The organism is Flavobacterium panacis, from assembly GCF_024649945.1.
Taxonomy (GTDB): domain Bacteria; phylum Bacteroidota; class Bacteroidia; order Flavobacteriales; family Flavobacteriaceae; genus Flavobacterium; species Flavobacterium panacis.
The window spans coordinates 280335-293961 of record NZ_JANKMS010000001.1; the positions used below are offsets into that span (position 1 = coordinate 280335).

At 32.2% G+C, this 13627-nt stretch carries 11 protein-coding genes; 2 read left to right on the top strand and 9 right to left on the bottom strand.

Going from position 1 to position 13627, the window contains the following annotated elements; all coding sequences use genetic code 11:
• Positions 1–46 precede the first annotated feature (46 nt).
• The 5 genes from NQQ59_RS01390 to NQQ59_RS01410 all read right to left on the bottom strand — a co-directional run bounded on the left by NQQ59_RS01390 (position 47) and on the right by NQQ59_RS01410 (position 4157).
• Positions 47–520, bottom strand: coding sequence for a hypothetical protein (locus NQQ59_RS01390; RefSeq protein WP_257698096.1), 474 nt, complete (start codon positions 518–520; stop codon positions 47–49).
• Between the two features lie 232 nt (positions 521–752).
• The gene (locus NQQ59_RS01395; RefSeq protein WP_257698097.1) at positions 753–947 is read right to left on the bottom strand and encodes a YqaE/Pmp3 family membrane protein; all 195 of its coding nucleotides are present in this window, start codon (positions 945–947) and stop codon (positions 753–755) included.
• Between the two features lie 100 nt (positions 948–1047).
• Positions 1048–2241: a hypothetical protein gene (locus NQQ59_RS01400; RefSeq protein ID WP_257698098.1), complete on the bottom strand. Its 1194-nt coding sequence runs from the start codon at positions 2239–2241 to the stop codon at positions 1048–1050.
• 35 nt (positions 2242–2276) lie between these two features.
• Entirely contained in the window at positions 2277–3164 is an 888-nt protein-coding gene (locus NQQ59_RS01405) for a helix-turn-helix domain-containing protein (protein WP_257698099.1), read from the bottom strand.
• Between the two features lie 300 nt (positions 3165–3464).
• Positions 3465–4157, bottom strand: a complete 693-nt coding sequence (locus NQQ59_RS01410) for a hypothetical protein (protein ID WP_257698100.1) — start codon at positions 4155–4157, stop codon at positions 3465–3467.
• 335 nt (positions 4158–4492) lie between these two features.
• Between NQQ59_RS01410 and NQQ59_RS01415 the strand changes: the two genes are divergently transcribed.
• A complete protein-coding gene (locus NQQ59_RS01415) occupies positions 4493–6175 on the top strand; it encodes an AraC family transcriptional regulator (protein WP_257698101.1) in 1683 nt (560 codons plus the stop codon).
• Positions 6176–6222: 47 nt separating this feature from the next.
• Here NQQ59_RS01415 and NQQ59_RS01420 read toward each other — a convergent pair whose 3' ends face one another.
• From NQQ59_RS01420 to NQQ59_RS01435, 4 genes are all read right to left on the bottom strand, one after another.
• Positions 6223–6945, bottom strand: a complete 723-nt coding sequence (locus tag NQQ59_RS01420; RefSeq protein ID WP_257698102.1) for a hypothetical protein — start codon at positions 6943–6945, stop codon at positions 6223–6225.
• Positions 6942–8072: an AAA family ATPase gene (locus NQQ59_RS01425; protein ID WP_257698103.1), complete on the bottom strand. Its 1131-nt coding sequence runs from the start codon at positions 8070–8072 to the stop codon at positions 6942–6944. The genes NQQ59_RS01420 and NQQ59_RS01425 overlap by 4 nt, the downstream gene beginning before the upstream one ends.
• A gap of 49 nt (positions 8073–8121) precedes the next feature.
• Positions 8122–9471, bottom strand: a complete 1350-nt coding sequence (locus NQQ59_RS01430) for a GmrSD restriction endonuclease domain-containing protein (protein ID WP_257698104.1) — start codon at positions 9469–9471, stop codon at positions 8122–8124.
• Positions 9472–9744: 273 nt separating this feature from the next.
• The gene (locus NQQ59_RS01435; protein ID WP_257698105.1) at positions 9745–10116 is read right to left on the bottom strand and encodes a helix-turn-helix domain-containing protein; all 372 of its coding nucleotides are present in this window, start codon (positions 10114–10116) and stop codon (positions 9745–9747) included.
• Between the two features lie 554 nt (positions 10117–10670).
• Between NQQ59_RS01435 and NQQ59_RS01440 the strand changes: the two genes are divergently transcribed.
• A complete protein-coding gene (locus NQQ59_RS01440; protein WP_257698106.1) occupies positions 10671–13625 on the top strand; it encodes a SusC/RagA family TonB-linked outer membrane protein in 2955 nt (984 codons plus the stop codon).
• The last annotated feature ends 2 nt before the right edge of the window (positions 13626–13627 follow it).

A 13627-nucleotide genomic window follows, 5' to 3' on the forward strand; every position in this document is an offset into this window, starting at 1 on the left:
AGCCATACCGCACAAGAGAGTACAGGGATTATTCCTCCGCTGAATTTTAGAAAACACTTCCTTCCCACAGACTGTCAGCCTCACTTAAAGTCAAAAGCAGGTTTGAATATTTTGAAGATTCAGTTACCATTAGTTTATTGATGTTTTCTCTAAGTGAAGAAATCTTCACATAAGGATATTCATCGAGAACCATCCTTAAATAGTTTTGAAAGTGTTCTTTTGAAAAGTTCTTTTCATTACTCTCTTTCACTGCCTGAAGTATTCGAACAGAAAGTTCTTCGGCATCTTCCAAAGTATCGAATGATTCTGAAAAAGCCGAAGACAAAGAATTATGTTCTCCAGAGTCTTGTACTTTACTTTTGGTAATATCTTTAAATGAAGTAAACTTGAATTTCTTTTCTCCTGAAAATAGCTTTAAAAGATCTTTGTAATAAAACTTTAATAGTATTATAAAATACCAGATCATTACCGCCACACCTAAAACAGTTAAGTAACTGCTCCATGAAATATTTGTAAACATAGCATCATCATTAATCGTTAAACATTTTCTTTGGATTTAATCACAAATAAAATTTTTTGTGATTTTTTATATAGGTCAAAGGAATGGTTAAAACTAAGCTTCTACAAGTACAACTTTTGTTGTACCTTTTTGTACCCCCAGTAAACACAGGAACTAGCACAAAAAAAAGCACAAAGAAAATGATAGGTTTTATCATTTTCTTTGTGCTTTATATTAACTAGCTATATAATTTTTACTTTCGCATAGCTTTAATCAATTTATTATTACGCCTGTCGGCTCTAGAGTTCTGAAGAGATACAACTGCCCAGATCGCAGCCGGCACCCATCCTATTAAAGTAATTTGCAGAATCAAACAAATTATAGCTGTAAAAATCTTTCCTCTTAATAGAAAAGAAACACATGGAAAAAATATAGCAATTAGAGTCATGATTAATTTAGTTTAGTTATATGTCGTAAATGAAAATATTTGTTACTTAGTATTAATTCAAAATCTACTTCTAAAAGCCGAAGCAGAATAGAATTTACCTTCAATAGGAATTTATTTTTTTTATAATTTTCTCCAGAGTTTGGACTGCGATAAATTTATCTCGGTCTTCTGCATTGTACGATTTGCTTCTGACTGACTGGTAAGACAGTTCTCTTTTAAAAGGGGTTGATAAATATGGAACTATCATCTTAAAAAAATGATTCATTGATCTTGCTTTCACTATCCTTGATTCATCTGCCGCTCGGAGTATCAATGCAATTTGATCGGCTGATAGATCACACTCAATTTTAGAATCCGAGACAGTTAAAGAATTTATACTAGCGTCCACTTCATTATTAGTTTGGAATGCTATTTTGAGATTCCTTTCTAGATAATTGATTTCCTGCTTAAACCAGCTTTCCAAAGCACATTTGATATTACTGCGGCTTGGATCGAACGATATTCTTTCATCTGAATGGATCCTGTCAAATTCTTTTTGATAATAAAGCAGTCTATTTATCCGCAAAGCTAGCGATTCCTCATCTTCTACCTCTTTGCTTATTTGTTCAATTATATGCTCAATATATTCCGTACTATTAAAATTCCTACCAATAAGGACTTTGTCTATATTCGAAAACAAGCTTGTCTGTTCATTGATGTCAATATTTTTAATACTTTTTAATAATTCCTTTTGATAAAGCAACTGACGGTAGGTAATTTTTTTACCAGAAAATGATTTGAGAAAACGAAACCCATTTTCAAGAACAATTCTTATGATATTATTTTCGAGACCATTGAACAATTTATCTGAAAGTATTTTAAATTTGGATTCAAGTTCATTTCTTGAGAGCATTAGATATGTAATAGGAACTCTTTCATCGAGGCTTAAATATTCTGAAAATCGATTTTCGATAAGCAGAAGCAGCTCTTCCAGTTTATTCTGAAGCAAATCCAGAACATTAACTAATTCACGGCAAACAAATGAACATCTTTTTTGATAATCAATAACAGTATCTATAAAGGAAACAAGATTTGAATGATACTTTCTAACCTGAAGCCGTACTTCCCTTTTCCTGCGAAGAAGAAAAATTTCTTTTTTCAAAGAAATTTGAATTATCTTGGATTCTTTTTCAATATGTTCAGATATAATTTTAAAATCTTGTGGCAGCAGACTTTCAAGTATCGTATTATTAGGATTCAATGTCTGAGATATAAGTGAGTCAAACCATTCTAGAGGATATATTTTATTCATCATAGTTTGTTTAATTTAAAAAATTAATACAACGAAAACTAACGATGTTTAAATCTCTCGATAGAATTCGAACGATACGTGGTAGGTGAAAACGCAGTATGCTTTTTGAAAAAGATACTGAAACTTGAAATACTGCTGAACTCCAATTCTTCTGCTATTTTGCCAATGTTAGATTGGGTATCTTCCAAAAGATTCTTAGCTTCAATTATAATAGCTTCAACTATCAAATCTTTTGCCGTTTTACCTGTGAGCTGTTTAACTATTTTATTCAGGTGTCCGGGAGTAACAAATAAAGCACCAGCATAAAAATTTACGTAATGCTGCTTTTTGCAGTGAATGGACAAAATGGTAAGAAACTGTATTATTAAGCTTTCTTTTCTCGAAAAATTTATTGCGGAATCCAATGTATATTTTGAATAGATTAGTTTTAACTCGTAAAGAAATAGATTAAAACTGATACGTTGCAATTCATAATCTATGCCTTTACTATTAGAATCCCTGCTTACAAAATAAATAAGTTTATAAACTAGTGAGAGCACTAAAAACTCCCTTTCTTCTAATGCTATTTTAATTGGCTTATTACGTATAAAGAAATAAAAAGATTCAACAAGCTCCTTTTTCAGACAATTTTTGAAAGCAAAATCCGAAGAAAAGGAAATTATGAATAACTGAAGCTTCTCATGCACTTCTAGTATTTGACAAAGCGAATTGTGAGGTAGTACAAGTAAATCCCAGGGACTTAAATCTTCTATGCTCTGTTGTATCTGAACTTTAAATGTTCCAGCTTTTATAAGCAATATAGATAGATTTTCCGTTGTAAAAGATTCATCCAAAGAGGTTCTGACAATGTACTTCTTAATTATATGCACATCCAGACCTTCGACCTGAGACTCATTTAGGTTTATATTTACCAGATCTTTGATCATTTTTTTTGATTTACTAGATTGTATTGACAAAAACAGCATTTAGCTCTTATTTTCAAACGAGTTCTCAATTAGTATTAGTGATAAAAAATACAGATTTAAAAGGCACGTCAGAAAAAGTAAATAAGCCAGCTTTCGCGGATCAATAATTTTCCTGCCTCCGTGAATCAGATAACCAACTATTTCATCATAGCCAAAAAGGGCTATGATGAAATAAAGGCTTACAAGATTAAAAATGATCAACAGTACATAAAGAATAATTCGTGGTTTCATAGCGGAACAAGTTTAATCAGAGAGACATTTTCAAAATATATTGCGCAGTAAAGCAATTATTGAAATAATTGAACTCTCATTAGTAGAAAAAAACTTCTTTGCAGGTTTGTTCCCCGCCGATAGGTCCCAATCTTTATCTTTTCTTTCTGATTCTGAATAGAGAGAGTATCTAGAAATAGAAGTAACAGTTAAGATTGTCTCAGTTTCATCATCATCAAAAGGATTATCATCAATGACGGTTTTTTCATAATCAACTATATAAGTGTAAGAAACAGTAAAATCAACTTGCCTATGGTTAATCAATCCCTGCAGAAAACTAATGAGAGTACTTTTAGCATTAGTAGAAAGTGCACTATTCTGTACTATATTGATCATATTACTATCTGGATCAGACATAATAGCTTCAACAATGGAATCATTAAATGTAATTACGCCTTTTTGGGTGTTACTCCTTTTTGCTATCTGACAGGATAAAAATTTTACTTGATCAGTAATTTCTCCAATTGAATTGGGAACTGAATTTACTGCTTGATAATCCTGCAGAGCGTTATAGTACAAAAGTCCCTTTTTATCAAATGGGTTTAATTTGTTCTCTGGAGTTATTGTACTGCTTGTTGATTTTTCAGGTAAGACACCATTTAGCTTTGTTTGATTAGGATCTGAATCATCAGAGCAAGATGTCAAAAAACATAGTAAGAAATAAGTGATTAATAAATTTTTCATGATAAGATTGTTTGAACAGTGAATGAGAATTTCTTCTCAGTTCATTTCATCCGGATAAGCAGAACTTTAATTCGGCACGATGCCGAACATTTTGCTTTTGAATTCATGGCAAATCTATCTTCTTAAAAAATCTCCCGCAACCTAACCTGTATGGGTTTTCCGAAAATATGGTATGGATTTTCGGAAAATCCACACTATAGAAAACAACAATTAAAAAACTAAAATTCAATACTTTATATTATATTTGAATTAAGATATTGTAAGAATATCGTTATCTTAATATTTACTTCCTACGGTAATTTGCTAAAGTATAACTCCCAAAACTTCTTATTTATATGAAACCAAATTCCGTACTATTATCTCTGTTGTTTTTTTCTCAATTTGTAATATCCCAAAGAAACAGTTTTCCAATCCCAGACTCTCTAAAAAATAAGAGTTATAAGTATCTGGATAAAAGAATTGAGAAATTAGAATCAGATGATTCAAAAACTGCAGTTTATCTCTACACTTATCTACAAAAAGCAAAACGGGAAGAAAACTGGAATGAGATTGTAAATGGATATCAAAACTTGATGCATGCAGCTCCAGAAAAATTTCGCTCTAAATATGCAGACAGTATAGTCTACGCTGCAAAAAAGACCGGTGACAATGCAATTATTGGGTCTTCATATTTAACCAAAGGAATTGTTTACTATAGTTTGAAGCGCCATAATCAGGCTTTGGATAATTATTTAATTGCAAATAATTACATCTCAAGAATAGATGATGACTATCTAACCTACAAATTAAAATATCATATTGCTCTTGTCAAATATTATCTTGGATACTACGACGAAGCAATATCTCTTCTGAATCAATGCGTTACTTACTTTAAAAAGGATTCATCGCAGCCGTATCTGAATTCTCTTCACTCATTGGGTCTGTGCTATAATCGCCAAGGAAATTATGGACATGTTACAGAAATAAATACTTTAGGTTTACAGGAATGCAAAAATCTGGGAATTCAAAAATTGGAGGTATACTTTATTCATTCGGAAGGCATAAATGAATACTACAAGAAAGATTATGCCTCATCAATTAAAAAAATCCAATCCTCAATAGAGGATTTAAAACATAAAAAAGATTTTGGAAATGAATCTGTAGGATATTTTTACATAGGAAAAGACTATTGGGCGCTTGGAAAATTCGAAATGGCAATTCCCTATTTTAAAAAAGTTGATTACCTCTTTAATACGAAAGGATATATTCGTCCCGATTTAAGAGAAATGTACGAACTGCTAATCAACTATTATAAAACAAAAGATAATCCAAAACTGCAGTTATATTATATAGATCAGCTCCTTAAGGCCGATCGTGTCCTTAATGAAACTTTTAAATATCTAGTTGGAAAAATAAACAAGGAATACCAGACTCAGGAATTACTTCTGGAAAAAGAAAAAATCCAAAAGCAGCTTGATAAGAAAAACAGCAACTACTCAGTTCTGGTCGGATTTACATCGTTTTTGTTTTTGAGTTTTCTATTTTTAACTTTCAGATATTATCGAAACAGAAAATTATACAAAAAAAATTATGATGAACTGATGCACAAAAGTCATATAACAGAACAGACTTATAAGCCACGCCAAAGAAACGAAAAACCTGCAATTTTAGATATAAATCCAGAGACTGTCACAATCATACTTAAACAGCTGGAAAAATTTGAAAAAGAAAAAAAGTTTCTCGAAAAGGACATGAACCTTTCCAAACTATCATCTGCCTTTAATTCCAACCCGAGATATTTGTCAAATATAATTCGTCATTACCGCGATAAAGTTTTTACAGAATATATTAATGATCTAAGAATAGATTATGTGATTGAATTGTTGCAAAGTGACAAGAAAGTAAGATTATTTACAAATAAGGCTCTAGCCGAGGAGGCTGGCTTTAGCAGTACGCAGCTCTTTGTAAATATTTTTAAAGCCAAAACAGGAATGCCTACTGCGTTTTTTATTGAGCAGATTAAAAAAGAAAATCTTTAGAGAACTTCTAACTTTGCTTTATAAAGACTCTATTTAATTACGATGTTTTACAAATTTTCAGGAAGAATAAAACCTATTTCAACTAAATCATTTGCCGCGGATGTCGAAATTTTAGAAAAGGCATGTTTTGCTGAACCATCTATATTTAATGCTCCTCCAGATTTAAAGTGAATATGAATCTGTTGATTATGTACAGTTTTACCATCAACTTCTACAGGAATATCGATTCGGTCAAAATCTTTAAACGAACCAGTTCTAATTCTCTTTTTTATTTGATTAGCATCCATTTTTAAAAATCCTACACAAAATTTTTTAAAATATTTCTCATTTTCTATTCGTTCTTTTCTTGTATAATTCATAACAAATTGCAAATGAATTTCAGTCCAACTTGCTAAATTGTGAACATAATTTACAAAATCGTTTTTGCAAACCCCCATCCAACTTGAGGTTTCAAATTCATGATTCTTGTTATAGCCATTTAAATCATCAGATATCAACACTGTTTTTTTCATCTGTAACAAAATTCCTAGCGCACTATACGAATCTACGGTTAACCATGGGAAAGTTTTTTTTAAATCATCATAAGGACGATAAGCAGCAATTTCATAAATTATCGAATTTACTTCAGAATATAAATCTGCCTTAATATAAAATTTATCTTGTTCCTTTGCTTTAACGTATAAAGTATTCAAGTTACTTATACATATATTCCTATCCAACAATTTATCATTCCACAAAAATGAAGCATTATAAGAAATTAAATTTCTCATTGTTTTTTAGTATTTTTTAATTGAAAAATTCTACTTAAATCCTGATTTAACTGATCAAAAAAATCTGCAGGAAAGTGTGTTAAATCACCTTCACTATCAACTTCTATTTGTATTTTATCCAATCTATTATCAGTTACTCCATTGAAAAAATAAATAGTAGCGTCTTCATTTTTTAAAACATCACTTTCTAAAACACCTCTTCTAACCCCGTTTGTAACATGTTCACTATGCGTTTCAATTAAAACTTTAACACCACTTTCGGCAACTTTTGACAAGAAGTAACCTATTTCGGATTGACCTTTGGGATGAAGATGTGCTTCTGGGTTTTCAACTATAAGTATACTATCCTTTTTTGCTATTAAGCCACTAACTATTACCGGTAATGAGTAACTTATTCCAAATCCAATATTTGTTGCAGAAAGTTCAGTTTTAAAATTATTAGTTGAAATTTTGATAGTCGCACTTAAAGGCCCGAGTTGATTCGTTCTTATTGAAGTACCAGGGCAAATAATATTTAACCAAAAATTAGTTAAATTAAGCAATAATTCTTTCTGAGAAGACAACATTGCGCTTTCGAAATTAGGATCTCTACCATACTTTTCTAAAATAAATGCTGTATTTTCACCACTGTAGCCACAACTTAATATCTCATAAAATTTATGTTCCAAATGATGTCGTGGTCCTATTCTTTCAGCATTTAAGTAATAAAAATTTTCATTGTTCCAGAATGTCGATTTTTTAAAGTTTTTATCAATTATAATTTCAGCATTTACTAGAGTAACGTCATTTTCTTCTTTTGGAATACGAAGATTTAAATTATAAGAATCAATCGATATATTTATAGAGTCTCTCTTTAAATCTTCTCTAAAAACATCAAAATACGTTCCTAAATTTAAAGAATAATTTCCGTTCAATGGAATAATCTCATTAATTACTTCGGGCTTTGCAATTTCAATATAAGATAACTTATTATGTATTTTTTCAATACAAGTCCTATAAAGCAACAAAGCTTGAATTAGACTGCTTTTACCTGAACCATTACAGCCAGTAAGTAAAGTAATTTTATTCAATTCAAACTCTTCATCATAAAAGCATTTGAATCCCGAGATTTTTAATTGGTTTTTCATTGAATGAAAACTTTAAATTTTGTACAATAGTTACTTTTTACGCCAAAAATTATAAGAGATTTTTAAAAAAAATATCAAGACGATTAAAAGTAACGTCTATGTTCCATGTTCCATTTGTACCCCATGATAAGGCTTGCAATAAATCAGGGTCAGAATCAATAAGATTCATTAATTCGATATGCAAATCTGATACATTTTTTCTAAAATCTACTATGCTATCATATTTTGCTAATAGAACTGTAATTACCAACATCAAAAGTTTGTTTACTGGTGGTTTTTTACCTTGGCTATATAAGTATGGAGTCATTTTTCTAAAACTGTAACTACCGAAAAGTTTATATGATAGCTTCAATGCATTATCATAAATTTCTATGTATTCTTCCAATTTCTCCGGAGATTGTGCATTCAAATAGTCTATAAAATCATCCAAAGTTGATTCCATGTCGCCATTGTATTTTGAAAAATTATTTTCTAAAGACCAAGTATAAAATCTAATGAATCTTAAAGCTGCATCTCGTCCATCCATCCTTGTATCTTTAATACTATTATTGGTCGCTTCTTTAAAACTTTTCAAATCAATTATTTTCTTGACTGCTTTTTGTAATTCCGGACTAGACAAACAGTTTCTTATTTCTTGGTTGTTTAAAGGTTTTCCTCCCGTATTTAACCTACGAAACAGGTCAAATTTTAATTTACTTGGAGAACGATAATCAATAACAAAACACATTATTTGTGTTTGACCGAATTTTCTAACCCTTAAAGGAGATAATACCCCTTGTAATTCGTCATAATTAAGACCGTTACAATCAACTAAATACTCAAGATTTGAAAGTTTAAATTGACCAGCCATGAATCTGTCAATGGTTGTTAATCTTTGTAATCCATCGACAACAGTAAGACGGCCATCCTTGTACTGACTCAAATAGATGGAAGGAAGTGGTAATCCTAATAAGATTGATTCAATCAACCTACTTTGCCTTGTTTTATCCCAAACAAAATTTCTCTGAAAGTCAGGTGACATTTCTATATCTTCACTTTTAATCAAATCAATAATTTGCCTTAGAGAAAATGGCTTGTTCTCAACAAATATTTCATCAGGTCCATAACCTGGCATATTATTGGAAACTATATTTTCCGTATTTTCGTAACCTGCTGCACTTTCTTCTAAAAATTCTGAATATAAGCTAATGAGTTTATCCTGAATCAAAAATTCGTTTTCAACAAATACAGTGTAATCCAATAATTTTACTTCGTTATCATTTGAAACAGCTAATTTGTACTTGTACTCTTGATCATTTATCTTTGAAAAAAGATATAAAAAACCATTTTCTGAATTATTAATTGTGAAAGGAATTTCACGATTTAGTGCTATTGGTGTAAAATATGTTGTTGCTGCCATATAGAAATAATTAATTAATTGGAAATATATTAAAACCATTACCAATTATCACGATTTTATATTTTTAGAATTTGTAAATATAAAATAATTATAGCGCCCTTTAACTCCGTAATTAATAAAATCAAAATTACTTTTTATAAATTACTTGAACCTTAGATCATAGAAGTGAAGCAACATACTTTTGTATTTAATAGCAATTAAAAATTAGGCATCAAATATGACATAACAAAAAAAAAGATGCCTAAGCATCTTTTAAATTCCGCAAAAGCTTTCTTATTTTATCTTTTCTAATAATTCAAATTTTAAATCAATAGTTTTCCTTAAAAAATTATAATAGTCTTTTTTTTCCTGAGTAAGTTTTTCTTCGAGGTTATAAGATTCGTTAATAATCGAAATTAAAGTTTCTTTACTTTTTAGCACAAATAAATTTGAAAAATCCACATTAAGATAAGTGCTAATACTATATATTTTATCCCAACCGCTAATACCTTCAAATCTCTCAATACGTCCAATCATTGTCGAATTATAATCTAATTTCAAGGCTATTGTTTGTTGAGATATTTTTTTCTTTAATCTAGCTAACCTTAGCGTGCATCCAATCTGGATGTTAATTATCTGCAGTTGTATATCGCTAGTTTCTCTCATTAAGTAAAATTTGAGAAAAAAGATTAATTTATTCGATACAAATTTGTATCGAATAAAGAATTTTGTTATATTTGTCACAATCATTACATCTAAAAATGTAAATTTGCGATTCTTCAACAAAAATATTTGAAGCATTCGCTTTGAATCTCGTTTCAGAAAACTGGTAATTTTTAACGCACGAGATGATAAGTAAGATGCTCACGTCTTTGGCGTGGGCTCACTTATTCGTGCGTATGGTATACCAGTACCTCTGAAACGTTTAAGTTGAGTTCCATGCCTTTTTTATTCCTACTCACTTTAATTCTAAGCATTTCTCTTCATTATTGAAATTCGCAACTTAATAATGTTTAACTAATAAGAATATTGCCTGTGAATTCATTATCATTTCTTTAAATATTTAGCAAAAAAAGGCCCTCTAGTTCAGCGACCAAACTTAGATAGAGGACCATAGCCAATTAAATACCATTTAACTAACCAATCCCAATATTATGAATTATTTTTCATTTTACAAGGATGGGAAAGCGCTTTATTGCCTGTTTTTATTAGGCTTTTCTATGTCTTTCTCATCTCTCTATGCTGATACCATAGCCAGCATTAGTTCAAACCATAATCTGCAGCAAGAGATTAAAGGTGTTGTCTCAGATGGTTCAAATCCATTACCTGGTGTTTCCGTCATTGTTAAAAACAGATCAGGATCAGCAGCCATTAGCGATTATAATGGCCAGTACGCTATTTCTGCCACAGGCAATGATACTCTTGTAGTCTCTTATATAGGCTTTAAGACTGCAATCATTCCAATTAGTGGGAGGAACAAAATTGATATTGTCTTAAAATATGATACCACCACTTTGCAAGAAGTAAAAGTAAATGCTGGTTATTATTCGGTGAAGGAAGGAGAACGCACCGGAAATATTACTCGAATAACTGCGAAGGATATAGAAAATCAACCTGTGACAAACGTACTAGCCGTTATGCAGGGAAGAATGCCCGGAGTTGTAATTACGCAGACAACGGGCATTCCCGGCGGAGGTTTTGACATAAAAATCCGTGGACAAAACAGCCTGCGAGCAGGAGGAAACAATCCTCTGTATATTATTGACGGTGTGCCCTATGCTTCAGATCCGATTGGATCGGGTTCGGCATCAGTAGTTCTTCCTACCCAGCCAAGTCCATTAAATAGTATCAACCCCGACCAAATCGAGAGTATCGAAGTGCTTAAAGATGCAGATGCTACAGCCATTTATGGATCGCGTGCCGCCAATGGAGTGGTTCTGATTACCACTAAGAAAGGAAAATCAGGTGCAACCAGATTCTCAGCTAAGCTAAGTACTGGGGCAGCCACTGTAACTCGATTTATGGACCTTATGAATACCGATCAATATCTAGCAATGCGAAGGGAAGCTTTTGCAAATGACGGAATAAACCCTATTCCCTCCTACGCATATGATGTTAACGGTACTTGGGATCAAAACCGCTACACTGACTGGCAGAAAGAGTTGCTTGGAGGAACTGCAGACATTATAGACATGAACGCATCCGTTTCAGGAGGTTCAGCACAAACCCAATTTCTTTTTAGTGGAAATTTTAATAAGCAGGGAACTGTGCTTCCGGGAGATTTCAGATATAAAAAAGGAAATTTTCATTTGAATGTGAACCACGAATCCGAAAATAAAAAATTTAAAATTAATTTAAATGCAGGTTATACTGCTCAAGACAACAATCAGCCTCGGATTGATCTAATGAGAGAAACCTTTAGTGTTGCTCCCAATGCCCCTGCTTTGTATAACGCTGACGGAACGCTAAACTGGGAAAACAATACCTTTAATAATCCTCTTAGGAATTTAACTGGAAAATACAAAGCACTTACCAATGACTTAATTGCCAATGCACTTATTTCATACGAGATAGCGGACAATCTAATTTTGCAGTCCAATTTTGGTTTTACAAGCTTAAATAATAATGAGAACACAACCAACCCTTCTACCAGATATAATCCTGCTTATGGTCTTGGCCCTGAGTATTCATCCCTAATTTCAGGCGATGTAAAGCGTAAGTCGTGGATTATTGAGCCTCAGCTAAATTGGAGTAAATCATTTGGCGCGCACACTTTAAACATATTGGCAGGAAGCACTTTTCAGTCTCAAAAAACAAATCAGCTTGTACAATATGCTTCTGGGTTTGCGAGTAACAGCCTGATCTCAAATATAGGCTCTGCAACATCTGTATCAACGCTTCTTAGTGATGAAACGGTCTATAAATATCAGGCATTCTATACCCGTTTAAATTATAATTTTAGAGAAAAGTATATCTTGAATTTAACTGGAAGAAGGGACGGATCAAGCAGATTCGGCCCTGACAGACAGTTTGAAAATTTTGGTGCCGTTGGAGCCGCATGGATCTTTTCTAAAGAGAATGTATTTAAGGATAACTCTGTCGTAAGTTTCGGTAAACTTCGTGCAAGCTATGGTACGACTGGAAGCGATCAGATTGGAGATTATCAGTACATCGATTCATACACAGCAGGTATTAAATACGGAGGTACAACTGGTCTTCAGCCAAGCCGACTATTTAACCCGTACTTCAGCTGGGAAACCAATAAAAAGTTAGAAGCCGCAATTGAAGCAGGATTATTTGGTGATCGCATATTTTTAACCGCCAGTTTCTATGATAACAGATCTTCAAATCAGCTTACTGGGATTCCTATGCCGGGCACTACAGGCTTCTCTTCAATACAGTCCAATCTTAATGCTGTGGTTCAAAATAAAGGAACAGAATTTACACTGCGCACAGTTAACATACAAAACAGCAACTGGAGTTGGACAAGTAATTTAAATTTGACTTTTGCCAAAACAAAATTGCTAGAATTTCCAAATTTAGAAAATTCCACTTACGCCAATACTTTTGTAATCGGCCAGCCGCTAAATATTAAAAAGGTTTATCACTATACTGGAGTGGATACACAGACTGGGGTTTATAAATTTGAAGATGTAAATAATGATGGCATCATTACACCTTTGGAAGATAAAAAAACAATAACGGATCTGACACCCGACTATTATGGAGGACTACAGAATACTTTAAAATATAAGAACTGGCAGCTTGACTTTCTCTTCCAATTTGTAAAGCAGAAAAATTATAACGCATCTTCTTATTTCGTGATGCCAGGATCTCAAGGCAATCAGCTTGCTTCAGCGGTTAATAGCTGGAAACAGCCTGGCGATACAGCTGCATATCAGATCTATAGTACTGGGAATAACAGCACAGCATATAGTGCTTATTACAATTATTTTGACAGTGACGAAGCTATTAGTGATGCATCGTACATCAGGTTAAAAAATATCTCGCTTTCCTATGATATTCCTCTGAAAGATTTCAAATGCAAGGTATTTTTTGAAGGACAAAATCTGCTGACTTTTACAAATTTTGATGGTGCAGATCCAGAATTTACTGCCTTGGGCTATCTGCCTCCTCTGAAAGTATTTACTGCTGGATTACAGTTTAATTTTTAATC

Excerpts from the sequence above, each read along its gene's own strand:
- NQQ59_RS01390 (WP_257698096.1), bottom strand. The coding sequence starts at position 520 with ATGTTTACAAATATTTCATGGAGCAGTTACTTAACTGTTTTAGGTGTG.
- NQQ59_RS01395 (WP_257698097.1), bottom strand. The coding sequence starts at position 947 with ATGACTCTAATTGCTATATTTTTTCCATGTGTTTCTTTTCTATTAAGA.
- NQQ59_RS01400 (WP_257698098.1), bottom strand. The coding sequence starts at position 2,241 with ATGATGAATAAAATATATCCTCTAGAATGGTTTGACTCACTTATATCT.
- NQQ59_RS01405 (WP_257698099.1), bottom strand. The coding sequence starts at position 3,164 with ATGATCAAAGATCTGGTAAATATAAACCTAAATGAGTCTCAGGTCGAA.
- NQQ59_RS01410 (WP_257698100.1), bottom strand. The coding sequence starts at position 4,157 with ATGAAAAATTTATTAATCACTTATTTCTTACTATGTTTTTTGACATCT.
- NQQ59_RS01415 (WP_257698101.1), top strand. The coding sequence starts at position 4,493 with ATGAAACCAAATTCCGTACTATTATCTCTGTTGTTTTTTTCTCAATTT.
- NQQ59_RS01420 (WP_257698102.1), bottom strand. The coding sequence starts at position 6,945 with ATGAGAAATTTAATTTCTTATAATGCTTCATTTTTGTGGAATGATAAA.
- NQQ59_RS01425 (WP_257698103.1), bottom strand. The coding sequence starts at position 8,072 with ATGAAAAACCAATTAAAAATCTCGGGATTCAAATGCTTTTATGATGAA.
- NQQ59_RS01430 (WP_257698104.1), bottom strand. The coding sequence starts at position 9,471 with ATGGCAGCAACAACATATTTTACACCAATAGCACTAAATCGTGAAATT.
- NQQ59_RS01435 (WP_257698105.1), bottom strand. The coding sequence starts at position 10,116 with ATGAGAGAAACTAGCGATATACAACTGCAGATAATTAACATCCAGATT.
- NQQ59_RS01440 (WP_257698106.1), top strand. The coding sequence starts at position 10,671 with ATGTCTTTCTCATCTCTCTATGCTGATACCATAGCCAGCATTAGTTCA.